The following is a 23,310-nucleotide window of genomic DNA, read 5'->3' as shown; positions in this document are numbered from 1 at the left end:
GAACATTTGTGAGGCGCCCAACCTGCGGTAAGCTCCCCAACCGTAGCCCCTGCCCCCGAGGTGATTTTGTCCAACATTCGTGAAGTGGCCCGGCTGGCCGGTGTTTCGGTGGCCACGGTGTCCAGAACCCTGAAATCGCCCGAGCGGGTGCTTCCCGAAACGCGGGACAAGGTCAACGCGGCGGTGGAACAGGCCGGCTATCGGCCCAACCTGATGGCGGTGCAATTTCGCTCCCGGCGCACCGGCAACCTGGTGATCCTGGTGCCGACCATCGCCAATACGTTTTTCGCCCGGGTCATCAGCGGCGCGCAGCAGGCCGCGCAGGCGGCGGGTTATCGATTGCTGCTGTGCGACACCCAGGGCCGCGCGCAGATCGAGCGGGAATTTGCCGCGCTGGTCTACGCCCACCAGGCCGACGGGGTGATTCAGTTGCGTGCCAGCGATCCTTTCGAATCGATGCCCGCAGGCGCCGAAAGCCTGCCGTTGGTCAACGCCTGCGAAGTGGTCAAGCACGCCCCCTACCCGACCATCAGCCTCGACAACCGCGCCGCCGCCCAGGCCATGACCGAGCACCTGATCGGCCTCGGCCATCGCCGCATCGGCATCATCAAGGGGCCACGCAGCAGCCCCTTGACCCTGGACCGCGTGGCCGGTTACCAGGATGCCCTGAACCAGGCCGATATCGCCGTCGACCCAAGCCTGATCTGCCATGGCGACTTCACGTTGAAGGCCGGTGATGACGGGGCCGGCGCGATGCTGGCGCTGGCCGACCGGCCCAGCGCGCTGTTCTGTGAAAACGACGAGATGGCCATCGGCGCGCTCAGGCGCATCAAGCAAATGGGCCTGCGGGTGCCCGAGGATATTTCCCTGGTGGGGTTTGACGACATCCCGTTCGCCGCCTATTGCGACCCGCCCCTGACCACCATTTCACAGCCTGCCGAAGTCTTTGGGGAAAAAGCGGTGCAGATGCTGATTGCTCTGATCGAGAAGAAGCCGATTGCCGAACGGCATGTGGTGTTGCCGTTTGAGTTGACGGTGCGTGGCAGTACGGCTCCTAGAACCAGACAGTGAGTGGAACCCGTGGCGAGGGAGCTTGCTCCCGCTGGGTCGCGCCTGTAGGAGCTGTCGAGTGCAACGAGGCTGCGATCTTTCCCAAGACACTTGAGTCTCAAGCGAAAGATCAAAATCAAAAGATCGCAGGCTTCGCCAGCTCCTACAGAGCCCAGCGGGAGCAAGCTCCCTCGCCACAAAATCCATTCATCCACCGAGCATGAGTGATTCACTCAGGCAAACGTCGCCCCCCGTGTATTCACAAACAGCGAATACAGCGAGTGGCTGCCAGCCATGAACAACCGATTGCCTTCCCTCCCGCCGAAGCAAACGTTGGGGCAGCGTTCCGGCAGGGAGATGTGCCCGATGGCCTTGCCTTCAGGGTTGAACACCCGCACGCCGTCGAGTTTCTCCAGGTCGGCCTTGGGGTCGCCATTGCCGCCCCAACCGCACCAGAGGTTGCCGCTTTCATCGCATTTGATTCCGTCGATCGCCGCGTAATCCAGGCCTTCGATGTGTTTGCGCCGCTCACCCAGCGTGCCGTCATCCTTGACCGTGATCGCCCAGATCAAGCGGTTGGGCTTGGCCCGGCCTTCGACCACGTAGAGGATTTTCTCATCCGGGGAAAAACACAGCCCGTTCGGCCCCGCCAGATCGTCGATGACCCGGGTGACCTTGCCCGTTTCGCCGTCGATGCGATACACCGCATGGGGCTGGACAGGCGTGACTTTGTGCCCCTCGTAGTTGTTGCCGGTCTGGAACGGTGGGTCGGTGAACCAGACCGAGCCATCGCGCTTGCACACGATGTCGTTGGGCGAGTTCAGCGGCTTGCCTTCGAAACTGTCCGCCAGCACGGTGATCGTGCCGTTGTGCTCGGTGCGGGTGATGCGTCGGCCTTCGCTGGCGGTGGTAGAGCCTTCGCACACCAGCAACCGCCCCTGGCGATCGCGGCACATGCCGTTGGAGAAGTTGGAATTCTCGCGGTAGACCGACAGGCCACCGGTAATTTCATCCCAGCGCACGATGCGGTTGTTGGGAATGTCGCAGACCAGCAGGTAACGACCGTCACCGACCCACACCGGCCCTTCTGCCCAACGCAGGCCGCTGGCGAGTTTCTCCACGCTGGCGTTGAAGATGCGCAAGTCCATGAAGCTGGGGTCAAGGATATTGATCAGCGGGTCTGGGTAACGCTGGCTCAAGGGCTCGGCCTGGGCGAGCCCGGGCAGGTTGCCAAGGGCGGCGGCAGCGGCCGAGACCACCAGGGATTTTTTCAGGAATAGCCGGCGGCCCTGATCGGCGGCGGTTGCAGATTGCGAAGCATCCATCGTGCGTCTCCGTTAATTATTATTGGACGGGACGACTGTTTTACTACGTGATAAGACATCGTACAAGTATATGAGCCTGCTCTTGCAGACAGTCGATCAGGCCGGGTTCAGCGGTATACGAACGGTAAAGGTCGTGCCGACTTGCGCCTGCGAGTGGACCTTGATGGTGCYCTGATGGGCCGATACGATCGCCGAAGCGATGTGCAGGCCAAGTCCGAGCCCAGCCGTGGAACCGTACTCGGCACATCCAACATCACCACAAACCGACCCACCGCCTTCGCGAGCAAGCCCGCTCCCACAGGAGAAACGCGGTCTCCACCAAGAACCAGGCCGGCCGTTAGGCCGCCTCGCGGTGGACGTTGATCTCGGCGCCCCGTTAACCACGCTGGCCGAACGCAGGCATTGCGCAGTGGGCACCTCGGCATGGATGCCGAGGTAGCCGCGCTGGGCCATGGATGGCCCTTCGCGGCGGCCCACGGAGCAATGCCGGAGTGAGGGCATGCCGAGCCCTAGCGAGGCACCGAGTGGTGGGGCAAAGCGTTTTTGGTTACTTTTGGCGCTCTTCCAAAAGTGACCCGCTGTAAGAGCGGAACCGCCAGCCGCCGTTACCGAAATAACGGATATACACACCAAAGCAGTAAACACCGAGACGACCACCCCCATGCACCAGAACCCACAGGCCTGCGCACCCTGTCCCTTGCACCCCACGAGGTAAAAACCTTACAGTCGTACGACAACCTATAACTAACAACCGATCCGGGGCCTTTTGCCTTGGCGGTCGCCTTCGAGACACCTGCCATGACCCGCTCCATCGCCGCACCTGACACCCCCACGCCGTTACCCCGCCACCTCGCGGTGCTCGTCCTGCTGTGCATGGGCTGTGCCTTCGCCGGCAACCACGTCGCCGCGCGGGCCGCGTTCGACGACGGTGCTGGTGTGCTGCTGGCGATCTTGCTGCGCTCGGGCGGGACGCTGCTGGTGCTGGCTGCGATGGTGCTCTGGCAACGACAGAGCCTGCGCTTGCCGCCCGGCGCGTGGCGTTGGCAATTGACGTTGGGGCTGTTGATCGGCGCCCAGAGCCTGTGCCTGTACTCCGCCGTGGCCCGGGTGCCAGTGGCATTGGCGTTGCTGGTGGGCAACGTGTTTCCAATCCTGCTTGCTTTGCTGACCTGGGCCCTGGGCGGGCCACGTCCGACGGCGCGTACCGCCGCGTTAATGGGCATGATCCTGGTGGGCCTGGTGTTCGTGCTGGAAGTGCCGGCGCGGTTATCGTCCGGGCAAGGCGTCGGCCCGCAATGGCTGCTGGGGGTGGGCCTGGCCTTTTGCGCTGCTTGCGCCTTTGCCTGCGCACTGTGGATCACCGATCACAAGTTGTCCCAGGTGCGCGGCTCGGTCCGCAGCCTGCTGACGATCTTCATCGTGTTCAGCAGCGTCAACCTCGCTGGCCTGACCGGCGCCCTGCCCGGTGGTTTCGACCTGCCAGCCAGCAGCACCGGCTGGTTCGCCCTGGCGACCTTGGTGGTGCTCTACGGCACCGGGTTCACTGTGCTGTTCATTTCCGTGCCCCGCCTGGACATGCCGCGCAACGCCCCGGTGATGAACATCGAACCGCTGGCCACGCTGCTGATCGGCTGGCTGGTGCTGGACCAAATGCTCAACCCGGGCCAGGTGATGGGTGGCGCGATTGTGGTGACGGGCATCGTGCTGCTGACCTATCGCAAGGTTGAGCGGGTCAAGGCGCCTGTGGCTGAAACGGCGAATTGAACCGACTGAACACCGTTGTGCCAGTTCGTAGATAGTCTTCGTCCTCGGAAACTTGTTTCCAAACCGACAGTCCTACCCCAGCCGTGAAAACCCCGCCAATCTGCAGCGACGGGTTTTCCAGCTGATCGGCGCCAAGCCTGGCGCTATGGCAACTCCCCCTCTTGAGCCGTTCGCCCCATGCGCCACCCTGTTCGCTCTTGCCGTTTCGTTTCGCTGTGCTTGCTTGCCCTGTTCCCCTTATTTGCCAGCCCTGCCCACGCCCGCGGCGAAAGGCAGCTGGTGGACGCCATCAACGATTTCCGTAGCCAATCACGCCGCTGTGAATGGCGCACGGTGCGTGCCACGCCGCCGCTGGTGCTGCGTTCGAACCTGGGCTTGCCGATGGGCTTTCGTGGTGGCCTGCGGGAAACCTTGAAAGACGCCGGCTATCAAGCCCGGGCCGTGCGCAGCATCCGCCTGACCGATGCGCGGGACGCCGAAGAAGCCTTCGACATGTTGGCCGATGAACATTGCGCAGCGCTGCTGGACAACCAATACGCCGACATCGGCGTCAATCGGGTCGGTGATGAATGGCGTGTGGTGCTCGCGCAGCCCATGGCTGGCACGCGGATAAACGACGCGGGGGCGACGGACAAGTCGCTGCTGGCCCAGGTCAACGCCGCCAGGGCCAGGCCGCGGATGTGCGGGCGCCAGCGCTTCGCGGCGGCCCGGCCGCTGAGCTGGAACGCCGCGTTGGGAACCGCCGCCCAAGGCCACAGCCGGTCGATGGCCCGCGAGAATTATTTCGCCCATCGCGACCCGGACGGCCGCTCCTCTTCCGATCGCGCCAAGAGCGCCGGCTTTCGCGGGCATAAACTGGGCGAGAACATCGCCGCCGGTCAACGCTCGCCGAGCCAGGCCATGCAAGACTGGCTGGCCAGCCCGGGGCACTGCGCCAACCTGATGAACCCGATGTTCACCCAGATGGGCGCAGCTTCCGCCAGCGATTCGCGCAGTGATGCGGGGGTGTACTGGACGATGGTGCTTGGCGCGCCGTGAAACACCATTCCCAGCGCTGAGCCATCCGCTGTTGTGGCGAGGGAGCTTGCTCCCGTTGGACTGCGAAGCAGGCCCAAGGCATTGGCGACCGCTTCGCGGTCGAGCGGGAGCAAGCTCCCTCGCCACCAGGGCTACGGCGAATCCGCCAACGCTCACGCCGGCCGACGCACCGCCCTCACCTTGCCACTGCCACCGCCGCCACAGAAAAACCGGTCAGCCCCGTCGGACTCCAGCCCCGACACACCGATCCCAGGCGGCATCGTCACGCTTTCCAGCACTTGTGCCGTTTGCGGATCGATACGCCGCAGGTCGCTCTCGTCGTTTTCCCAGGTGCCGTGCCAAAGCTCTCCGTCGACCCAGGTCACGCCCGTGACAAAGCGGTTGGATTCAATGGTGCGCAGGACCCTTCCATCGGCGGGATCGATCTGCAGTATCTTGCGCGCCTTGTACTGACCGACCCAGAGCGATCCTTCGGCCCACGCCAGGCCGGAATCATCACCGCTGTTGGGGGCCGGAATCGTCGCCAATACCTGACCGGTGCGTGGATCAATCTTGCGGATGCTGTCGCCGGCGATCTGGAATAAGTGCTCACCGTCGAACGCCGTGCCCGCATTCGCCGGGACATCGAGCGAATGCACGGTCTGGCCGCTGGCGGGATCGAGGGCATGCAGCTTGTCGCCTGAAGCGAACCAGACGCGCTCGCCGTCATGGCTCACGCCGTGCACGCAATCGACGCCCGGGAAAGGACCGTATTCACGCAGGATCTGTGCCTCTGAACGTTTCATCTCACTCGCCTCATCAGTGGTGTGTGACTGCAGCCTAATCCTCCGATGGCAGCGCAGTGAGTAACAATACCGTCGCGAATCCAGGCATCGGTGGCGCCAGCCAGCGACGGGCCCTGGCGCGCCCGAACGACTGCGCCTTACCGGCGGCGGCCAGCGTTTCCAAGGCCCGCTGCACGCTACGCTGACTGATGTCCAGGGCCAGCGCCAGGGCTGAACTGGACCAGGCCTCACCGTCGGCCAGCAATGCCAGCACCGCGCCATAGGGCTCCTCGACCACTCGCGCCAGCACCACAACCTCATCGGCATATCGCGGCATCAGGGTAAAACCGCGCTGGGTTGCCCTCACGCCAGCCAACGGACGAAGCGTGGCACGCAACCGCCCCATCTCGACCCGCAGCCGGGCGCGATGGGATTCATCCGTCAGTTTCAAGCCGAAGGCCTGGGTCATGAGCGTTTCCCTCGACACATCGCCAGGCCAGGCTTGCGCCAGCCCTCGCGCCAGGGCGAACAATACCGGACGCCGGGCAAGGCTGACCTGAATGCCGGCACCGCTGATCCCGTAGCGGCACGCGTCCACCACCAACGCCGGCCCGGCCAACAGCGCTTGCACCTCTTCCAGCAGGAGCAAGCGCTCTTCGCCTCGGGCGATCAGCCGCGCGGCGGGGGTGCGCAGTAGCCGCCAGGCGCTTTCAATTTCGGCGCTCAGCGCGCCGATTCCCGCTTGCCCTGCGGCTTGCCCGGCCCGATCGAGGGCGGCGTGGGCGGCCTGTGTTTGCAGGCGCCGCATGGCGATTCCCGCAGCCACTAACTCGCAAGCCGCCCGTGATGCCAAGGGCAGGCAGGCAAGCTCCAGGTCAACGAGCCTGCGTTCGGCCGCGTCGAGCCGACCGATCAACAGCAGCCGACGGATTTCGATCGTGTGGGCATGCGCAACGTTCGCCCGGTCGCCGTGGGTTTCAAGCACCGCCCGCGCGGCGGCGAGGCGCTTCATCGGCCAAGCCAGGTCACGGGACGCCAGGGCGATTTCGCCTTCGGCGACCACACAGCGCGCCCGTGCCACGGCCTCCTTGGGCCCGAAGGCCGCGCCCGCCCGACGCATCAGCGCCCTGGCCCGAACCAGATCCCCCAACTGCGCCATGGCAATGCCGCGAAGCGCGAGGGCCGGGGCATCGTTGCGCAGTGCTACGCGACTGAGCGCAGCGACAGGGTCGCCCGCTGCCAGTGCGCGCGCTGCCGTGGTGATCTCGTGATCCATGAACGATGACCTTTGTGGCGAGGGAACTTGCTCCCGCTGGACGCTGTAGGAGCTGACGAGTGTAACGAGGCTGCGATCTTTCCAGCGCTCATTGAGTCGAGAGCGAAAGATAAGATCAAAAGATCGCAGGCTTCGCCAGCTCCTACAGCCCAATCCAAGCAATGGGTATCGGCTACAAGCGAATGTCAGCCGCCGCCACCACATCGATCCGCGATACCGCACTGCTCAGCCGTCCCAATCGGTTGTTGTGATTGGCGATGATCTGCTCGGCGGCCATGCTGCCGTTGTCCACCGTGGAGTGGGCATCGGCCGCCAGAACCACGTCGTACCCCAGGGCATGGGCCTGGCGCACGGTGGCGTTGACGCAATAGTCGGTTTGCAGCCCGCAGATCACCAGGCGGTCGATGCCTCGGGCCTGCAACAACGGTTGCAGGTCGGTCTGGTAGAAGGCATCGGGGGTGGTCTTGCGCACCCGCAGGTCATCGGCAGCGGTCAACAGGTCGGCGGCCAGTTGCCAGGCGGCAGAACCATACGTCAGCGAACCTTCCAACTCTTCGTGCTGGATCAGGATCACCGTCAAGCCCAGGGCCCGGGTTTTGGCCGCCAGCTCGTTGATGGTCCGGATGATGCGCTGGCTGTCGAAGCATTCCTCTTCGCCTGAGCACAGCGCGTTCTGGACATCGATGATCAGCAATGCGGTGTTCATGACCTTCCCTCTTCAAACGATATCGGAGCCGCGCGATGACTCAATACCCCAGCGACAACCCAGTGTTGCGACGGGGGTCGTTGGCGCCATAGAAGCGGTTCTTGCCCACCGGCTTGCCGGCCAACGACGGCGCACCGACCAGGATCGCGGCAATGTGGTTGGGGTCCTGCGGGCCGGCAAACTTGTGCCCCCAGCTCTCCAGCAGCTTGCGGGTATCCGGGCTGGCCGCAAAGGTCTCCAGGTTGGTTTCCTCCGGCATCCACTGCTGGTGGAAACGCGGTGCGTCGACCGCCTCCTGGAGGTTCATGCCGTAGTCGATCACATTGAGGATAGTCAGCAACGTCGCGGTGATGATCCGGCTGCCGCCCGGGGTACCCACCACCATGACCGTCTTGCCGTCCTTGGTGACAATGGTCGGGCTCATGGACGACAGCGGCGCCTTGCCCGGCGCGATGGCGTTGGCTTCGCCCTGCACCAGGCCGTACATGTTGGGCACGCCGACCTTGGCGGTGAAGTCGTCCATTTCATCGTTGAGAATCACCCCGGTCTTGCTCGCCATGACACCGGCACCGAACCAGTCGTTCAAGGTGTAGGTGACCGAAACAGCATTGCCCCACTTGTCGACGATGGAGTAATGGGTGGTGTTGCTGCCCTCATGGGGCGCCACGCCGGGCTTGATCTTCTGCGAGTCGCCGGCCTTTTGCGGTTCGATCGCGGCCCGCAGTTTGGCGGCGTAGTTTTTATCCAGCAGATGGTCGATGGGGTTCTTCACGAAGTCCGGGTCACCCAGGTAACTGTTGCGGTCCACGTAGGCGTGGCGCATGGCTTCGATCTGATAGTGCATGCCCTGGGCCGAATGGAACCCCAGGTCCTTCATCGGATAACCGTCGAGGATGTTCATGATCTGGCACAGCACTACCCCGCCGGAACTGGGCGGCGGCGCCGAGATGATGTGATAGCCGCGGTAGTCGCACTCCACCGGGGCCAGCTCGCGGGTCTTGTACTTGTCCAGGTCGGCCTGGGTGATGATGCCTTTGTTGGCCTGGCTGGAGGTGACCAGGGCATCGGCGACCCAGCCCTTGTAGAAGCCGTCGGCGCCCTTGGCGGAGATTTCCCGCAGGGTCTTGGCGAGGTCTTTTTGCACCAGTTTCTGGCCGACCTGCATGGGCTCGCCGTTGTGCAGGAAAATCGCCCCGGAGTCACGCATGTCCTTCTTGAACACATCGGTGGCAGTTTCCAGCAGATCGACATCGCCCTGCTCCAGGGTGAAACCTTCGTCGGCGAACTTGATGGCCGGGGCGATCAATTCCGCCCGCGGTTTACTGCCGTACTTCTTCAGCGCCAACTCCATGCCGGACACGGTACCAGGCACGCCTACCGCCAGATGGCCGCGAGTACTGAGTTCGGGCACGACGTTGCCGTCCTTGTCCAGGTACATGTTGGCGGTGGCGGCCAGGGGGGCCTTTTCGCGGAAATCCAGGAACGTCTTGCGGCCATCGGCCAGTTGCAGGGTCATGAACCCACCCCCGCCCAGATTACCCGCCGCCGGATACACCACCGCCAGGGCATACCCCACCGCCACCGCCGCATCCACGGCATTGCCGCCGTTCTTGAGCACATCGACACCCACGTGGGTCGCCAGGTGCTGGGCGGTGACCACCATGCCGTTCTCGGCGGCCACTGGCGCCTGGGAGGCGGCCTGGGCATACAAACAGCTGAGGGTCAGGGTGGTGGCAACGAGGGTCCGGGCAAAGGATTCGAACTTCATGAGTCGGCCTCTTCTTGTTTTAAAAAGTCGGGGATCGCATCAAGCAACTAGCTAGTATGGCCCGGTTTGCGTAATGCGCCTGTTTACCCGTCGACCGGGTGACGCCACGGTAGCCTTTGCGATAGGCTCCTGCGGTTCATCTTGACTGCATAAGGACATCGCCGATGACGCTACGAATCGAACGCACGGACACGCCCACCGACGAAGAACGCCAAGCCATCATCGCCCCGCTACGCGCCTATAACACAGCGAAGACCGGCGGCAGTGCACCTGAACTGGTGGCCTGGCTGGTGCGGGACGAACAGGACGAAATTGTCGGCGGGCTGTATGGTCGGGTGTTTTTTCGCTGGCTGTATATCGAGCTCTTGGTAGTACCGGAACAGGCCCGGGGCCAGGGCACCGGCTCGACCCTGATGCAGATGGCCGAAAAACTGGCCCGGGAGAAAAACTGCGTGGGCATCTGGCTGGATACCTTCGACTTCCAGGCCCCGGAGTTCTACCGCAAACACGGCTTCACGGAAATCGGCCAGATCGACGACTACCCGCCAGGCCACCAGCGCTTCTTCTTACAGAAGCGCCTGACACCCTCTGACTAAAAACCAGCCCCTGTGGGGGTTGCGGTAGATGGCAATCTTTCGGCCCCCCCGGACCAGTGTGGGAGCGAGCTTGCTCGCGATAGCGATCTAACAATCAATATTTCCGTTGTCTGACCCACCGCCATCGCGAGCAAGCTCGCTCCCACAAGGGGCCGGATTCACCGCCAATCCTCTGTGGGAGCGAGCCTGCTCGCGATCGGTCTATCTGCTTAAAGACACGTCGCCAGCGCCGCCAACCGGCGCTTGGCCACGAAGTCGTCATGCTTGGCGTAATAACTCAACTCGGTGCCTGTCGCACCGGCATGCAAATCGACAAACGATTCGGCAGAGCGGGTGTAGACCGTCGAGCCGCCCTTCTTGCCCGGTTGCAGGTAGGCGCCGGCATCGACACCGAACACCGCTTCGTCCTGCCAGGAGAATTGCACGCACTGGGCCACGACCTGTTCTGGTTTGTCCGAGGTCAGGGTCTTGTAAGGGGCCTGGGTCCGGGCCTCGTTCATCGCAGAACCCGCGCAGCCGGCCAGCAAGGTTGCGGCCAGGGCCACGGTCAACATTCGCATTGCGTTCACTCATCAAGAAAAAAAACGGACTGTAGCACTGCGGCCCGGGCCTTCGTGCTGCTTTACTGAAATTTACACGGGACATCGGCCTGCGATTCGCGCACCCTGTCGCGCCATTGCCACCAGCCACGCGGAACACCCCATGACCCCCAACGCCGAATTCTACAAACCCACCGCCGAATACGCCGACAAACTGATCAGCCAGATCGGCCAGACACCGTCCTGGATCGCCAAGCGCATCGGCGTCACCGACAAGCGGATTCGCTACATCCTCGACGGCGAACGCACCGTCAAGGGCGAAACCACGCCGATCCAGATGACCTACACCGAACAGTTCGCCCTCGAATGCCTGGCGGCTGCGGCCAAGGCCAGCAAGAAGCAGTCTGCATCCCCCAAGGAGTGACCATGGCGGCAACCGAACAGCAACACGAACGAGCCCTGGAAAAATTCCTCGACGAGCGCCCCGAGCTGCGCGTCGAGTTGGACCACCTCAACCCGCTGCTGGCCCAGGCCAAGGGCGAGACCGCCGCGCAGTACCGCGCCGAGCGGTTGCATGAAGCCTTCGAAGCCGAGGCCGAGCGCCTGGGCCTGTTTGCCTGGGAACTGACCCTGCAACTGACCGCCGCCTCGCCCCAGGACTACCAGGCCCAGCGCCTGGAGGTGCACAAGGAAGTGGCGGAGATGGCGGGGATGGAATGGGCGGAGTATTGCGAGTTGCATGGCCTAAAGGTTAAGCACTGACCCCCTGTGGCGAGGGAGCTTGCTCCCGCTGGGCTGCGAAGCAGCCCCCGTTCATTCTCCGTCGTTCGCCTGACACACTCCCTTGGCAGGTTTTGGGGCCGCTGCGCGACCCAGCGGGAGCAAGCTCCCTCGCCACAGGGTCAACCTCCAAAGATCTTGCCCGTTCCTCACAATCGCCCCACCGCCCATAAAGCTTTATCATGGCCGCAGTTTTGCTGATCGGGTCTGTCATGAAGTTCGCCATCGCGCTGTTTTCCGCCGCCCATGCGCCCTCCTCGCGCCGTGCCTTGCTATTTGCCCAGGCGGCGCTGGCGGGCGGGCATGAGATCGTGCGGCTGTTTTTCTATCAGGACGGCGTCTATAACGCCTGCGCCAGTGTCGTCACGCCCCAGGACGAACAAGACCTGCCCCAGCAGTGGCGTGCTTTTGTCAGCGACAACCAGCTCGACGGCGTGGTCTGCATCGCGGCGGCGTTGCGTCGTGGGGTGTTGAACGAGGAAGAGGCCCAGCGCTACCAGCGTTCGGCGGTTAGCGTCGAGGCGCCCTGGGCCTTGTCCGGGCTGGGCCAGTTGCACGATGCGATCCAGGACGCCGACCGTTTGATCTGCTTTGGAGGCGCGTGATGGCCAAGTCTTTATTGCTCATCAGCCGCCAGGCCCCATGGTCCGGCCCCGGTGCCCGGGAAGCGCTGGACATCGTCCTGGCCGGCGGTGCGTTCGACCTGCCCATCGGCCTGCTGTTTCTCGATGACGGAGTATTCCAGCTCACGGCCGGCCAAAACGCCAAGGCGGTCCAGCAAAAAGACCTGAGCGCCAACCTGCAGGCGTTGCCGATGTTCGGTGTCGAGGACCTGTTCCTCTGTGCCGACAGCGCCGCCGAACGAGGTATCGCCACCGATACCCTGGCGCTGGGCGACGTGAAAGCACTGACCGCGCCGCAAATCGCCGCGCTCATTGACCGTTACGACCAGGTGATCACCCTCTGATGTCGACTTTGCATGTGTTGTCTCATTCGCCCTTCGGCGATAACCGCCTCGCCAGTTGCCTGCGGGTGCTGGGCAATCAGGATGCGCTGCTGCTGTGCGGCGACGCGACGTACGCGTTGCAACCGGGCAGCCCACCGTTTGAAGTGCTGCAGGCCGCCGGTGTGAACCTGTTCGTGCTCGCCGAAGACCTCCAGGCTCGCGCCCTGGACACGCCAGACTGGGCCGAAGCCATCAACTACTCAGGTTTCGTCGAGCTGTCGATCGAACACGACAAGGTCAACACCTGGCTATGAAGACGCTGAACGTGGGCGACCGCGCCATCGCGCTGGACAAGGACGGCTACCTGGCCGACCTTGACGACTGGTCGGCCGAGGTCGCCACGGCCCTGGCCACCGCTGAGGACATCGAGTTGAGTCCCGAACACTGGGAAATCCTCGAACTGCTGCGCGGTTTCTACGACGAATTCCAGCTCTCCCCCGCGACCCGGCCGCTGATCAAGTACACGACGCTGAAACTGGGCGCGGACAAAGGCAACAGCCTGCACCTGAACCGATTGTTCAAAGGCACTCCCGCCAAACTCGCCGCCAAGCTGGCGGGCCTGCCCAAACCGACGAATTGCTTATGACCGACTTCCCATCGCTGACCCTTGAGACCCCGGCCGAACACCCGTTCGCCCAGTTCGTGCGCATCCTTGGCAAAGGCAAGCGCGGCGCCCGCAACCTGACCCGCGAGGAAGCCCGCGAAGCCATGGGCCTGGTGCTCGACGAAAAGGTCGAGGACACCCAGCTTGGCGCCTTCCTGATGCTGCTGCGACACAAGGAAGAAAGTGCCGAGGAGATGGCCGGTTTCACCGAGGCCCTGCGTGAACGCCTGGTGGTCCCGGCATTGGCGGTGGACCTCGACTGGCCGACCTACGCCGGCAAGAAGCGCCATTTGCCGTGGTACCTGCTGGCGGCCAAGTGCCTTGGGCAGAACGGCGTGCGGATCTTCATGCACGGCGGCGGCGCTCATACGGCAGGTCGGCTCTATACCGAACAATTGCTGGGCTTGTTGCAGATTCCGCTGTGCCGGGATTGGCAGCGGGTCGGCAGCGCGCTGGACAACGGCGGCCTGGCCTTCATGCCGCTGGTGGACTGGGCGCCGCAGATGCAGCGGATGATCGACCTGCGCAACACCCTGGGCCTGCGCTCGCCGATCCACTCCCTGGCACGCATCCTCAACCCGCTGGCCGCCCGTTGCGGCTTGCAAAGCATCTTCCACCCGGGCTATCAGGCCGTGCACCGCGATGCCAGCGGTTTGCTCGGTGATACCGCCATCGTCATCAAGGGCGACGGCGGCGAGATCGAGATCAACCCGGACGCCGACAGCCACCTGTACGGCACCACCGGCGGCGTCAGCTGGGACGAAGAATGGCCGCGACTGGCCGAGCAGCGCCACGTCAAACCGGAAAACCTCGATCCCGAGCACTTGAAAGCGATCTGGCGCGGTGACGTCGAAGACAGCTACCCGCAACTGGCGCTGATCGCCACCATGGCCCTGGCCTTGCGTGGCCTGGGCCTGGCTCGCGAAGAAGCGTTCGACAAAGCCCGGCAGTATTGGGATGCCCGGGATCGTTCGATTTAACCGATCATTAGCGCCCAACCTTTGCGCTTTTACTTCGAACCTATAGGAATAGACTCGCCTCCAATGACTATTGAGCGAGGACATCCAGATGGGTTTGTTGGTCGAGGGCCGCTGGCAGGACCAGTGGTATGAAAGCAAGGACGGCACCTTCCAGCGCGAACAGGCACAACGCCGCCACTGGGTGACCGCCGACGGCAGCGCCGGCCCCTCGGGCGACAGCGGTTTTGTCGCCGAGGCCGGGCGCTACCATTTGTACGTCTCCCTGGCCTGCCCCTGGGCGCACCGCACGCTGATCTTGCGCAAGCTCAAGGGCCTGGAATACTTGATCGATGTGTCGGTAGTCAGCTCCCTGATGCTGGAAAACGGCTGGACCTTCGACAAGGCCCATGGCTCCACTGGCGACAAACTCGACAACCTGAGCTTCCTGCATCAGCGCTACACCGCCGACACAGCGGACTACACCGGCCGCGTCACCGTGCCGGTGCTGTGGGACAAACGCCAACAACGCATCGTCAACAATGAATCGGCGGAAATCATCCGCATGTTCAACAGTGCCTTCGACGGCTTGACCGGCAACGACCTGGACCTGTATCCCGAGCACCTGCGTCGCGATATCGACGCCTTGAACGAGCGGATCTACCCGGCGGTGAACAACGGTGTATACCGTGCCGGATTCGCCACGACCCAAACAGCGTATGAAGAAGCCTTCGACCGGCTATTTGCCGAGCTGGATTGGCTGGAAGCGTTACTGGCAACCCGCCGCTACCTGGCTGGCGAATACCTGACCGAGGCGGATATTCGCCTATTCACTACGATCATCCGCTTCGACGCGGTGTACTTCGGCCACTTCAAATGCAACCTGCGGCGCATCGCCGATTATCCGCACCTGTCGAACTGGCTGCGGGAGTTGTACCAGTGGCCAGGCATTGCCGAGACCGTGGATTTCGCCCACATCCAGGGCCATTACTACGGCAGCCACAAGACCATCAACCCGAATGGGATCGTGCCCAAGGGGCCGAAGCAGGACTTTACGGTCGCCCATGATCGGGGAAGGTTGAGTGGGAAAGGGATTTGGCGCGGGGCGGGGGATTGATCCTGGGTTTTCGCTGTATTTGAGGGCCTCATCGCGAGCAAGCTCGCTCCCACAGTGGACTGTATTCAAACACGGTCCAATGTGGGAGCGAGCTTGCTCGCGATTGGGGCCAACGCGGTCTTCAGACCTGCCCCTGCGCCCCTTCAAACCACGCCAGCTTCTCGCGCAGTTGCACCACTTCCCCAACAATCACCAGGGTCGGCGCATGCACCTCGTGCTCAGCCACCAGCCGTGGCAAGTCCGCCAAAGTGCCGGTGAAGACCCGTTGGTTGGACGTCGTGCCCTGCTGGATCAACGCCGCTGGCGTATCCGCCGCACGGCCATGCTTGATCAGCTCGCTGCAGATCATCGGCAGGCCGACCAAGCCCATGTAGAACACCAGCGTCTGCGCCGGCGACACCAGGTCGGCCCATGGCAAGTCGCTGGTGCCGTCCTTGAGATGGCCGGTGATGAAACGCACCGATTGGGCGTAGTCGCGATGGGTCAGCGGGATCCCGGCGTAGGCCGCGCAACCACTGGCCGCGGTGATGCCCGGGACGACCTGGAACGGGATGCCATGGGCCGCCAGTTCTTCGATCTCCTCGCCGCCACGGCCGAAGATGAATGGATCGCCGCCCTTCAACCGCACCACGCGCTTGCCCTGGCGGGCCAGGTCCACCAATTGCTGGTTGATCTGGTCCTGGGGCACGGCGTGTTCGGAGCGGCGCTTGCCGACGTAGATGCGCTCGGCGTCGCGCCGGCACAGTTCCAGGATCGCCGGCGCCACCAGGCGGTCGTACAGCACCACGTCTGCCTGCTGCATCAAGCGCAAGGCGCGGAAGGTCAACAGGTCCGGATCGCCCGGCCCGGCGCCCACCAGATAAACTTCGCCCGGCGCGTTCGGCGCCTGGCCATCGATCTTTTCCCGCAGCAGACGCTCGGCTTCAGCGCCCTGCCCGGCCAGTTGCCGGTCGGCGATAGGGCCCTGGAACACTTCTTCCCAGAACGCCCGTCGTTGCTGCACATCGGGAAACAAGCCTTTGACCTGGCTGCGAAAACGCGCCGCCAGCCCAGCCAACTGCCCGTAGGTCGACGGAATCCAGGTTTCCAGCTTGGCCCGGATCAGCCGCGCCAGCACCGGCGCGTCGCCGCCGCTGGACACCGCGATCACCAAGGGTGAACGGTCGACAATCGCCGGGAAGATCACGCTGCACAACGCCGGCGCGTCCACCACGTTGACCGGCACACAACGCTTATGAGCATCGGCCGAGACCTGGGCATTGAGCGGTTCGTCGTCGGTAGCGGCGATGATCAGGCCGCAGCCGTCCAGGTCCGCTTCGACGTAACCACGCAGGATGCATTCACCGCCGCTGCCACTGACCAGTTCCCGCAGCTGCGGTTCGATGTCGGGTGCGACCACCCGCAGCAACGCGCCGGCATCCGCCAGCAGGCGGGACTTGCGCAAGGCAATCTCCCCGCCGCCGACCACCAGCACGCGGCTGCCGCGCAGGTTGTGGAACAGTGGCAAATAGTCCATTCAGCCGATGACCTCGATGCCGCCCATGTAGGGCTTCAACACTTCAGGCACACGGATAGAACCGTCAGCCTGCTGGTAGTTTTCCAGCACCGCCACCAGGGTACGCCCCACCGCCAGGCCGGAGCCATTGAGGGTGTGGACCAGTTCCGGCTTGCCGGTTTCCGGGTTGCGGAAACGCGCCTGCATGCGGCGGGCCTGGAAGTCGCCGCAGTTGGAGCACGAAGAAATCTCGCGGTACTTGTCCTGGCTCGGGATCCAGACTTCCAGGTCGTAGGTCTTGACCGCACTGAAGCCCATGTCACCGGTGCACAGCGCCAGGGTGCGATACGGCAGCTCCAGCAGTTGCAGGACCTTCTCGGCGTTGGCGGTCAGGCTTTCCAGCGCTTCCATGGACTTCGAAGGCTCGACGATCTGCACCATCTCGACCTTGTCGAACTGGTGCTGGCGGATCATGCCACGGGTGTCACGGCCCGACGCCCCGGCTTCACTGCGGAAGCACGGCGTGTGGGCAACGAACTTGATCGGCAGTTGCTTGGCGTCGACGATTTCGCCGGCCACGATGTTGGTCAGCGACACTTCGGCAGTCGGGATCAGGTACAGGTCGGCCTCGCCGTCGCGGCTGATCTTGAACAGGTCTTCCTCGAACTTCGGCAACTGGCCGGTGCCTTGCAGCGCCGGGGCCTGGACCAGGTACGGCGTGTAGGCTTCTTCGTAGCCGTGCTCGGTGACGTGCAGGTTGATCATGAACTGCGCCAGGGCCCGGTGCAGACGGGCAATCGGCCCGCGCAGCAAGGCAAAACGCGCGCCCGACAGCTTGGCGGCGGTTTCGAAGTCCAGCCAGCCGAATTTCTCGCCCAGGGCCACGTGGTCCTGCACCGGGAAATCGAAGGCTTTCGGCGTGCCCCAACGGCGCACTTCGACGTTGCCCTCTTCGTCTTCACCGACCGGCACCGATTCGTGAGGCAGGTTCGGGATGCCCAGCAGGATCGAATCCAGCTCGGTCTGGATCGCGTCCAGCTCGACCTTGCCGGCGCTCAACTCGCCCGCCATGCGCTCGACATCGGCCATCAGCGGCGCGATGTCTTCGCCGCGCTGCTTGGCCTGACCGATGGATTTGGAGCGCGCGTTACGTTCAGCCTGCAGGGCTTCGGTGCGGGTCTGGACGGTCTTGCGCTGTTCTTCCAGCGCTTCGATGCGCGCGACGTCCAGGGCAAAGCCACGGGAAGCCAGGCGGTCCGCTACGTCCTGAAGGTTGCTACGTAACAGTTTGGAATCGAGCATGTCGGTCTCTCGTTATCAAAGTTTGGTCAAGGACAGGCCAGCCCAGGTGGCGAGCAGCCCGCCGAATACGCTGATGGCCGCATAGCCCAGGGCCAGCGGCACTTGCCCGCTTTCCAGCAAGCGCACCGTATCCAGTGAAAAGGATGAAAAGGTCGTCAGGCCGCCAAGAAAGCCGACGATCAGGCCCGCACGCACCTCGATAGGCACTTCCGGGCGCATCAAAAACAGACCGTATAGAACACCGATCAGCAGACAGCCCACGATATTAACGGCCAGCGTCGCGGTATAGAAGTGCCGCGGCCAATTTGCGTTGATCCAATTGCCGGTCGCGAAGCGCACCAACGTACCCGCAACGCCACCGGCAGAAACAGCAAGAATCAAGGGGATCAAGGTTTTCTCCGCTGCCGTGGACTCAAGCGGTCCAGTTGCGCCAAGTGGTTGAGCTTCTCGCCGATCTTCAGCTCCAGGCCCCGGGGCACCGGCTGATAGAAGCGCTGGGGTTCGAGTTCATCGGGAAAATAGTCTTCGCCGGCGGCATAGGCGTCCGGCTCATCGTGGGCGTAACGGTATTCTTCGCCGTAACCCAGCTGCTTCATGAGTTTGGTCGGCGCGTTGCGCAGGTGCAGCGGCACTTCAAGGGAGCCATGCTCGGTAGCGCTGCGCATCGCCGCCTTGAAGCCCATGTACACGGCGTTGCTTTTCGGCGCGCAGGCCAGGTAGGTGATCGCCTGGGCTACGGCGAGTTCACCTTCCGGGCTGCCGAGGCGCTCCTGTACATCCCAGGCTGCCAGGCACAGGCTCAGGGCCCGCGGGTCGGCATTGCCGATGTCTTCGCTGGCCATGCGCACCACGCGCCGCGCCAGGTACAGCGGATCGCAGCCGCCGTCGATCATGCGCGCAAACCAGTACAAGGCCGCGTCAGGATTGGAACCGCGGATGGATTTGTGCAGCGCCGAAATCTGATCGTAGAACGCCTCGCCGCCCTTGTCGAAGCGCCGCCGGGTATCGCCCAGCAGGCTTTGCAGCAGCTCGACGCCAATCTCGCTGTCGTCTTCGGCCAGGTCCGAGGCGTTTTCCAACAGATTGAGCAAGCGTCGGCCATCGCCATCGGCGGCTGAAAACAGGATCTGGAAGCCTTCATCGCCGAGGCTCAACTGCCGCTTGCCCAGGCCGCGCTCCTCGGTCAGCGCGCGATGCACCAGCTTGCGCATCGCGGCCTCGTCGAGGCTCTTGAGCACATAGACCCGCGCCCGCGACAGCAAGGCGTTGTTGAGTTCGAACGAAGGGTTTTCGGTGGTCGCGCCGATGAAAATCAGCGTGCCGTCTTCGACGTACGGCAGGAACGCGTCCTGCTGGGACTTGTTGAAACGGTGGACTTCGTCGACGAACAGGATCGTGCGCTTGCCGTATTGCCCGGCCTGCTGCTTGGCCACTTCCACCGCCTGGCGGATCTCCTTGACCCCGGCCAGCACCGCCGACACCGTTTCGAAGTGGGCATCCGAGACTTCCGCCAGCAGTCGCGCCAGGGTGGTCTTGCCCACGCCCGGCGGCCCCCAGAAGATCATCGAGTGCAACGCACCCTGCTCCAAGGCCTCGCGCAGAGGCTTGCCGCGGGCGAGCACATGCTCCTGGCCGACGTACTCATCCAGGTTGGTCGCACGCAGGCGGGCGGCCAAGGGCTGGGCAATCGGGGCACTTCGAAACAGGTCCATGATTACTACAAAACCTCCGCTGGGTCCTGTTGCCGATTCTCTCTGCAGAAGCAGATCTATGGGAGCAGACCTGTGGGAGCAAGGCTTGCCCGCGATTGCATCGCCTCGGTCTACCAGATACACCGAGGTGCCTGTATCGCGGGCAAGCCTTGCTCCCACAGACCATTCCTACAGGCCATTTCCCACAGGAGTCTTGGGTTTATTCCTGGATCACGTCCGCACCCTTGGGGATGTCGAACTTGAACTTGGACGCGGCGATCGGCTCGTTGGCCTTGACCCCGGTGAACAGGATATTGGTGCGCTGGCCGACACTGTCGATCAGTTGCATGTCGTTGACCAGGCCGTTACGGAACGACAGGCGCAGGCTGTCGAACAGGCTGTCCTTGGTCTTGGGCTTGAGGGTGAAGTCAATCACGCCACCGGCTTCCTTGGCGCTGATGTCGAAGCTCTGGCTGATCTTGGAGATGTCACCCGAGAGCAGCAGCGCCGGGGTCTGGGTCAGGCGCTGGTCGAGGGTCTTGATGGTGACCTGCTCCAGGTCCGGGTCCCACAGGGAGACTTTCTTGCCATCGGAGACCATCAACTGTTCAGCTGGCGCATCGGTATGCCAGTAGAACAGGCCCGGGCGCTGCAGGGCCATGTCGCCGGCAGTTTCCTGCAACTGGGTGCCGCTGCCGTCGAGGGTCAGCTGGGAGAAGCGTGCGGTCAGGGTCTGGGAGCGCTCCAGCAACTGGGTCAGGCGGGCCACGTCCTTTTCGTCGGCGTGGGCCGACAAGGTGGTCAGGGCCAGTACGGGCAACAGCAACATGCGAATCAGGCGCATGGGAGTCCTCATGAAGTCGTGGGGGTCGAGCGGCGTGTCAGCAGGCCGCCCGGGTCGTTAGTCGCGCATCGGGCCCGGCGCCAGTACTTCGCGCGAGCCGTTGGTGTTCATGGCCGTCACCACCCCGGCCATTTCCATGGCTTCGATCATGCGGGCGGCGCGGTTGTAGCCAATCTTCAGCTTGCGCTGAACGGCAGAAATCGAGGCCCGGCGGCTCTCCAGGACGAACTGCACCGCTTCGTCGTAGAGCGCATCGGTTTCAGCATCGTCGTCACCGCCGCCACTGCTACCCTCGAAACCGCTGCCAGCTTCTTCGACACCGTTGAGGATGTCGTCGTTGTATTCAGGAGCGCCACGCAGTTTCCAGGCCTCCACCACGCGGTGCACTTCGTCGTCGGAGACGAACGCGCCATGCACACGAATCGGCAGGCTGGTGCCCGGCGGCATGTAGAGCATGTCACCGTGACCGAGCAGTTGCTCGGCGCCACCCTGGTCGATGATGGTCCGCGAGTCGATCTTGCTCGACACCTGGAACGCCATGCGGGTCGGGATGTTGGCCTTGATCAGGCCAGTGATCACGTCCACCGACGGCCGCTGTGTGGCGAGGATCAGGTGGATACCGGCCGCACGAGCCTTCTGGGCAATACGGGCGATCAGCTCTTCGACCTTCTTGCCGACGATCATCATCATGTCGGCGAATTCGTCCACCACCACCACGATGGTCGGCAGCTTGTGCAGCAGCGGCGCCTCGTCGTGGATATTTTCGCGGTGATACAGCGGGTCGCTCAACGGCGTACCGGCCTCTTCGGCTTCCTTGACCTTGGCGTTGAAGCCCGACAGGTTGCGCACGCCCATCTTCGCCATCAGCTTGTAGCGGCGCTCCATCTCGGCGACGCTCCAGCGCAAGGCATTGGCGGCGTCCTTCATGTCGGTGACCACCGGGCACAGCAGGTGCGGGATGCCCTCGTAGATCGACAGCTCGAGCATTTTCGGGTCGATCATGATCAGCTTGGCGTCTTCGGGACCTGACTTGAACAGAATCGACAGGATCATCGCGTTCACACCCACCGACTTACCGGAGCCGGTGGTACCGGCCACCAGCAGGTGGGGCATTTTCGCCAGGTCAGTGATGACCGGCTTGCCGCCGATGTCGTGGCCCAGGGCCAGGGTGACCGGCGACTTGTGGTTGTCGTACTCAGGCGTCGACAGCACTTCGGAAAAGCGCACGATCTGCCGGTCTTCGTTGGGAATCTCGATGCCCACGGTGGTCTTGCCGGGAATCACTTCTACCACCCGCACGCTGGTCACGGCCAGGGAACGCGCCAAGTCCTTCGCGAGGTTGGAGATGCGACTGACCTTCACGCCAGCGGCCGGCTGGATTTCGTAGCGGGTGATGACCGGGCCCGGGTGGATCGAGTCTACCGAGACCTCGACCCCGAACTCCTTGAGCTTGATCTCCAGCAAATGGCCGACGGCCGCCAGGGATTCGGGGGAATAGTTGAGCTGTTTCTTCTCGGCCGGGTCCAGGATCGAGATCGGCGGCAAGGTGCCTTCCACCGCGCTGTCGACGAACAGCGGCGCCTGTTTCTCTTTCTGGACGCGCTTGCTTTGCTCGGGCGGCTTGGCCGGGGCCATGGTGATGACCGGCGGCACCTGTTTCTCGCGATCGGACATGTGCTTGCTCAGCGCCTGCTCACGCTCGATCAGGCGCTCCTTGACCTTGGCCTGCTCGCGTTTGTCCGGCGTCGTCGGGGCTACCACGTCGTGGACGCGGTCGTCGACTTCACGCAGTTGCGCCACCAGTTGCTTGCGCTCGGTGCGCGCCGCCCACCAGCGGTTCATGGCGCCCTGGATCAGTTCGATCAGGTCGAGGGTGATCTTGCCGGTGACGTCCATGACCTTGAACCACGACAGGTCGGTGAACACCGTCAGGCCGAACAGGAACAGGGCGATGAACAGCAGCGTGCTGCCCTGGATGTTCAGGGCGTTCCTGGCCAGGTCGCCGAGGCTTTCCCCCAGCGCCCCGCCCGCCCCGGCCGGCAAGCCGGTGGGCGCGTGGAAATGGATATGGGCCAACGCGGCCCCCGACAGCACCAGGAACACCAGGCCGATCAGCCGCCAGGAGAACAGCCAGCCGCTCCACTGCCACGGCTCGTGGCGCTGACGAAAGATCTGGTAGGCCTTGATCGCCAGCAGCAGCGGGAAGATGTAGGCGAAATAGCCCAGCACCATGAACAGGATGTCGGCGCTGTAGGAACCGGCCGGACCGCCGAAATTCTGCACGTCGTCGATCTTGCTGTTATGGCTCCAGCCCGGATCATCCTTGCCGTAGGTCAGCAGGGCCATCATCAGGAACAGGCACAGGGCGCCGATGGCGATCAACGCACCTTCCTTGAGCCGGTAGTGCAATTGCTGGCGCCAGAGCGGAACGACTGGTTTGGGTGCTGCGGTGGATTTCTTCAAAACGCTTCTTTTCCTGCGCCAACGGCGCGTCCATCTGTTGAATGACTATAAAAAACTGCCCATGACGAGCAGGTAAAAAAGTGAATGTGCACAACCGGTACTACTTTTACCACTGTGGGGTGCATCCAGAAAACCGCAGGTGTTGCCGAAGATTTTGATCTTTAGCCCATCCTGCGTTCAAAACTCAAGCATTGTACGGGTTTGTCCGCGCCAAGGCATTGCCTGA

Annotated in this window: 24 protein-coding genes and 1 pseudogene; 12 read left to right on the top strand and 13 right to left on the bottom strand. The window is 63.4% G+C overall.

All coding sequences use genetic code 11. From position 1 onward, the window contains the following. The first annotated feature begins 66 nt into the window (after positions 1-66). Positions 67-1,071, top strand: a complete 1,005-nt coding sequence (locus AB4Z20_RS08210; protein ID WP_253476181.1) for a LacI family DNA-binding transcriptional regulator — start codon at positions 67-69, stop codon at positions 1,069-1,071. A 212-nt stretch (positions 1,072-1,283) separates the two neighbouring features. Here the strand turns inward: AB4Z20_RS08210 and AB4Z20_RS08205 are convergent, their stop codons facing one another. Both AB4Z20_RS08205 and AB4Z20_RS08200 read right to left on the bottom strand, forming a co-directional pair. Beyond that, positions 1,284-2,375, bottom strand: coding sequence for an SMP-30/gluconolactonase/LRE family protein (locus tag AB4Z20_RS08205; protein WP_442089671.1), 1,092 nt, complete (start codon positions 2,373-2,375; stop codon positions 1,284-1,286). Between the two features lie 96 nt (positions 2,376-2,471). Next, a pseudogene (locus tag AB4Z20_RS08200) lies at positions 2,472-2,624 on the bottom strand (ATP-binding protein); the annotation flags it as partial. A 549-nt stretch (positions 2,625-3,173) separates the two neighbouring features. Here AB4Z20_RS08200 and AB4Z20_RS08195 point away from each other — a divergent pair. Then, positions 3,174-4,139 carry an EamA family transporter gene (locus AB4Z20_RS08195; RefSeq protein ID WP_320388985.1) on the top strand — a complete coding sequence of 322 codons (966 nt, stop codon included), beginning with the start codon at positions 3,174-3,176 and terminating at the stop codon, positions 4,137-4,139. Positions 4,140-4,316: 177 nt separating this feature from the next. Next, positions 4,317-5,177 carry a CAP domain-containing protein gene (locus AB4Z20_RS08190; protein WP_253476191.1) on the top strand — a complete coding sequence of 287 codons (861 nt, stop codon included), beginning with the start codon at positions 4,317-4,319 and terminating at the stop codon, positions 5,175-5,177. 152 nt (positions 5,178-5,329) lie between these two features. On the opposite strand, the gene AB4Z20_RS08185 is transcribed toward AB4Z20_RS08190, so the two are convergent. From AB4Z20_RS08185 to ggt, 4 genes are all read right to left on the bottom strand, one after another. After that, a complete protein-coding gene (locus AB4Z20_RS08185; protein ID WP_024616063.1) occupies positions 5,330-5,962 on the bottom strand; it encodes a Vgb family protein in 633 nt (210 codons plus the stop codon). A gap of 34 nt (positions 5,963-5,996) precedes the next feature. Next, complete coding sequence (locus tag AB4Z20_RS08180) at positions 5,997-7,217, bottom strand: helix-turn-helix domain-containing protein (protein WP_253476193.1); 1,221 nt, start codon at positions 7,215-7,217, stop codon at positions 5,997-5,999. 172 nt (positions 7,218-7,389) lie between these two features. Then, the gene (locus AB4Z20_RS08175) at positions 7,390-7,923 is read right to left on the bottom strand and encodes a cysteine hydrolase family protein (RefSeq protein ID WP_320388988.1); all 534 of its coding nucleotides are present in this window, start codon (positions 7,921-7,923) and stop codon (positions 7,390-7,392) included. 40 nt (positions 7,924-7,963) lie between these two features. Beyond that, positions 7,964-9,691, bottom strand: coding sequence for a gamma-glutamyltransferase (gene ggt / locus AB4Z20_RS08170; RefSeq protein WP_253476197.1), 1,728 nt, complete (start codon positions 9,689-9,691; stop codon positions 7,964-7,966). A gap of 164 nt (positions 9,692-9,855) precedes the next feature. Between ggt and AB4Z20_RS08165 the strand changes: the two genes are divergently transcribed. Further along, complete coding sequence (locus tag AB4Z20_RS08165; protein ID WP_442089670.1) at positions 9,856-10,287, top strand: GNAT family N-acetyltransferase; 432 nt, start codon at positions 9,856-9,858, stop codon at positions 10,285-10,287. A gap of 209 nt (positions 10,288-10,496) precedes the next feature. Here AB4Z20_RS08165 and AB4Z20_RS08160 read toward each other — a convergent pair whose 3' ends face one another. Beyond that, the gene (locus AB4Z20_RS08160) at positions 10,497-10,847 is read right to left on the bottom strand and encodes a hypothetical protein (protein WP_013693699.1); all 351 of its coding nucleotides are present in this window, start codon (positions 10,845-10,847) and stop codon (positions 10,497-10,499) included. A gap of 142 nt (positions 10,848-10,989) precedes the next feature. On the opposite strand from AB4Z20_RS08160, the gene AB4Z20_RS08155 reads away from it, so the two are divergent. The 8 genes from AB4Z20_RS08155 to AB4Z20_RS08120 all read left to right on the top strand — a co-directional run bounded on the left by AB4Z20_RS08155 (position 10,990) and on the right by AB4Z20_RS08120 (position 15,289). Further along, a complete protein-coding gene (locus AB4Z20_RS08155; RefSeq protein ID WP_014337702.1) occupies positions 10,990-11,250 on the top strand; it encodes a hypothetical protein in 261 nt (86 codons plus the stop codon). 2 nt (positions 11,251-11,252) lie between these two features. Beyond that, on the top strand, positions 11,253-11,588 hold the full coding sequence (locus AB4Z20_RS08150) for a DUF6388 family protein (RefSeq protein WP_253476201.1): 336 nt from the start codon (positions 11,253-11,255) through the stop codon (positions 11,586-11,588). 230 nt (positions 11,589-11,818) lie between these two features. After that, positions 11,819-12,211 carry a sulfurtransferase complex subunit TusD gene (gene tusD, locus AB4Z20_RS08145; protein ID WP_258688757.1) on the top strand — a complete coding sequence of 131 codons (393 nt, stop codon included), beginning with the start codon at positions 11,819-11,821 and terminating at the stop codon, positions 12,209-12,211. Beyond that, the gene (gene tusC / locus AB4Z20_RS08140; RefSeq protein WP_014337699.1) at positions 12,211-12,573 is read left to right on the top strand and encodes a sulfurtransferase complex subunit TusC; all 363 of its coding nucleotides are present in this window, start codon (positions 12,211-12,213) and stop codon (positions 12,571-12,573) included. Before tusD ends, tusC begins: the two co-directional genes overlap by 1 nt. Continuing rightward, positions 12,573-12,866, top strand: a complete 294-nt coding sequence (gene tusB / locus AB4Z20_RS08135) for a sulfurtransferase complex subunit TusB (RefSeq protein ID WP_003203312.1) — start codon at positions 12,573-12,575, stop codon at positions 12,864-12,866. The genes tusC and tusB overlap by 1 nt, the downstream gene beginning before the upstream one ends. Further along, positions 12,863-13,198: a TusE/DsrC/DsvC family sulfur relay protein gene (locus tag AB4Z20_RS08130; RefSeq protein ID WP_253476205.1), complete on the top strand. Its 336-nt coding sequence runs from the start codon at positions 12,863-12,865 to the stop codon at positions 13,196-13,198. Before tusB ends, AB4Z20_RS08130 begins: the two co-directional genes overlap by 4 nt. Beyond that, complete coding sequence (locus AB4Z20_RS08125) at positions 13,195-14,196, top strand: glycosyl transferase family protein (RefSeq protein ID WP_258688758.1); 1,002 nt, start codon at positions 13,195-13,197, stop codon at positions 14,194-14,196. The genes AB4Z20_RS08130 and AB4Z20_RS08125 overlap by 4 nt, the downstream gene beginning before the upstream one ends. 88 nt (positions 14,197-14,284) lie before the next feature. Continuing rightward, positions 14,285-15,289, top strand: coding sequence for a glutathione S-transferase family protein (locus AB4Z20_RS08120; protein ID WP_253476209.1), 1,005 nt, complete (start codon positions 14,285-14,287; stop codon positions 15,287-15,289). A 121-nt stretch (positions 15,290-15,410) separates the two neighbouring features. Here AB4Z20_RS08120 and cysG read toward each other — a convergent pair whose 3' ends face one another. From cysG to AB4Z20_RS08090, 6 genes are all read right to left on the bottom strand, one after another. After that, positions 15,411-16,805: a siroheme synthase CysG gene (gene cysG / locus AB4Z20_RS08115; protein ID WP_063320496.1), complete on the bottom strand. Its 1,395-nt coding sequence runs from the start codon at positions 16,803-16,805 to the stop codon at positions 15,411-15,413. Continuing rightward, positions 16,806-18,086: a serine--tRNA ligase gene (gene serS / locus AB4Z20_RS08110; RefSeq protein WP_134924964.1), complete on the bottom strand. Its 1,281-nt coding sequence runs from the start codon at positions 18,084-18,086 to the stop codon at positions 16,806-16,808. A gap of 15 nt (positions 18,087-18,101) precedes the next feature. After that, positions 18,102-18,476: a fluoride efflux transporter CrcB gene (gene crcB / locus AB4Z20_RS08105; RefSeq protein ID WP_013693703.1), complete on the bottom strand. Its 375-nt coding sequence runs from the start codon at positions 18,474-18,476 to the stop codon at positions 18,102-18,104. After that, entirely contained in the window at positions 18,473-19,798 is a 1,326-nt protein-coding gene (locus AB4Z20_RS08100; RefSeq protein ID WP_442089669.1) for a replication-associated recombination protein A, read from the bottom strand. Before AB4Z20_RS08100 ends, crcB begins: the two co-directional genes overlap by 4 nt. Positions 19,799-19,997: 199 nt before the next feature. Beyond that, a complete protein-coding gene (lolA, locus tag AB4Z20_RS08095) occupies positions 19,998-20,621 on the bottom strand; it encodes an outer membrane lipoprotein chaperone LolA (protein ID WP_123341670.1) in 624 nt (207 codons plus the stop codon). A gap of 57 nt (positions 20,622-20,678) precedes the next feature. Beyond that, positions 20,679-23,084, bottom strand: a complete 2,406-nt coding sequence (locus tag AB4Z20_RS08090) for a DNA translocase FtsK (protein ID WP_003203332.1) — start codon at positions 23,082-23,084, stop codon at positions 20,679-20,681. Between the last annotated feature and the right edge of the window lie 226 nt (positions 23,085-23,310).

Origin of the sequence: Pseudomonas sp. KB_12, assembly GCF_052114545.1 — a bacterium.
In the GTDB taxonomy this organism is placed as follows: Bacteria; Pseudomonadota; Gammaproteobacteria; order Pseudomonadales; family Pseudomonadaceae; genus Aquipseudomonas; species Aquipseudomonas brassicacearum.
The sequence above is the reverse complement of the archived record's forward strand: the minus strand, read 5'-3'. Positions and strand labels throughout refer to the sequence as shown.

What these genes read in the sequence shown, in the direction of transcription:
- tusC (WP_014337699.1), top strand. Translation starts at nt 12,211, where the DNA reads ATGGCCAAGTCTTTATTGCTCATCAGCCGCCAGGCCCCATGGTCCGGC.
- AB4Z20_RS08195 (WP_320388985.1), top strand. Translation starts at nt 3,174, where the DNA reads ATGACCCGCTCCATCGCCGCACCTGACACCCCCACGCCGTTACCCCGC.
- AB4Z20_RS08205 (WP_442089671.1), bottom strand. Translation starts at nt 2,375, where the DNA reads ATGGATGCTTCGCAATCTGCAACCGCCGCCGATCAGGGCCGCCGGCTA.
- tusD (WP_258688757.1), top strand. Translation starts at nt 11,819, where the DNA reads ATGAAGTTCGCCATCGCGCTGTTTTCCGCCGCCCATGCGCCCTCCTCG.
- AB4Z20_RS08180 (WP_253476193.1), bottom strand. Translation starts at nt 7,217, where the DNA reads ATGGATCACGAGATCACCACGGCAGCGCGCGCACTGGCAGCGGGCGAC.
- AB4Z20_RS08125 (WP_258688758.1), top strand. Translation starts at nt 13,195, where the DNA reads ATGACCGACTTCCCATCGCTGACCCTTGAGACCCCGGCCGAACACCCG.
- serS (WP_134924964.1), bottom strand. Translation starts at nt 18,086, where the DNA reads ATGCTCGATTCCAAACTGTTACGTAGCAACCTTCAGGACGTAGCGGAC.
- AB4Z20_RS08155 (WP_014337702.1), top strand. Translation starts at nt 10,990, where the DNA reads ATGACCCCCAACGCCGAATTCTACAAACCCACCGCCGAATACGCCGAC.
- AB4Z20_RS08130 (WP_253476205.1), top strand. Translation starts at nt 12,863, where the DNA reads ATGAAGACGCTGAACGTGGGCGACCGCGCCATCGCGCTGGACAAGGAC.
- AB4Z20_RS08185 (WP_024616063.1), bottom strand. Translation starts at nt 5,962, where the DNA reads ATGAAACGTTCAGAGGCACAGATCCTGCGTGAATACGGTCCTTTCCCG.
- AB4Z20_RS08190 (WP_253476191.1), top strand. Translation starts at nt 4,317, where the DNA reads ATGCGCCACCCTGTTCGCTCTTGCCGTTTCGTTTCGCTGTGCTTGCTT.
- cysG (WP_063320496.1), bottom strand. Translation starts at nt 16,805, where the DNA reads ATGGACTATTTGCCACTGTTCCACAACCTGCGCGGCAGCCGCGTGCTG.
- lolA (WP_123341670.1), bottom strand. Translation starts at nt 20,621, where the DNA reads ATGCGCCTGATTCGCATGTTGCTGTTGCCCGTACTGGCCCTGACCACC.
- AB4Z20_RS08100 (WP_442089669.1), bottom strand. Translation starts at nt 19,798, where the DNA reads ATGGACCTGTTTCGAAGTGCCCCGATTGCCCAGCCCTTGGCCGCCCGC.
- tusB (WP_003203312.1), top strand. Translation starts at nt 12,573, where the DNA reads ATGTCGACTTTGCATGTGTTGTCTCATTCGCCCTTCGGCGATAACCGC.
- AB4Z20_RS08175 (WP_320388988.1), bottom strand. Translation starts at nt 7,923, where the DNA reads ATGAACACCGCATTGCTGATCATCGATGTCCAGAACGCGCTGTGCTCA.
- ggt (WP_253476197.1), bottom strand. Translation starts at nt 9,691, where the DNA reads ATGAAGTTCGAATCCTTTGCCCGGACCCTCGTTGCCACCACCCTGACC.
- AB4Z20_RS08160 (WP_013693699.1), bottom strand. Translation starts at nt 10,847, where the DNA reads ATGCGAATGTTGACCGTGGCCCTGGCCGCAACCTTGCTGGCCGGCTGC.
- AB4Z20_RS08150 (WP_253476201.1), top strand. Translation starts at nt 11,253, where the DNA reads ATGGCGGCAACCGAACAGCAACACGAACGAGCCCTGGAAAAATTCCTC.
- AB4Z20_RS08165 (WP_442089670.1), top strand. Translation starts at nt 9,856, where the DNA reads ATGACGCTACGAATCGAACGCACGGACACGCCCACCGACGAAGAACGC.
- AB4Z20_RS08120 (WP_253476209.1), top strand. Translation starts at nt 14,285, where the DNA reads ATGGGTTTGTTGGTCGAGGGCCGCTGGCAGGACCAGTGGTATGAAAGC.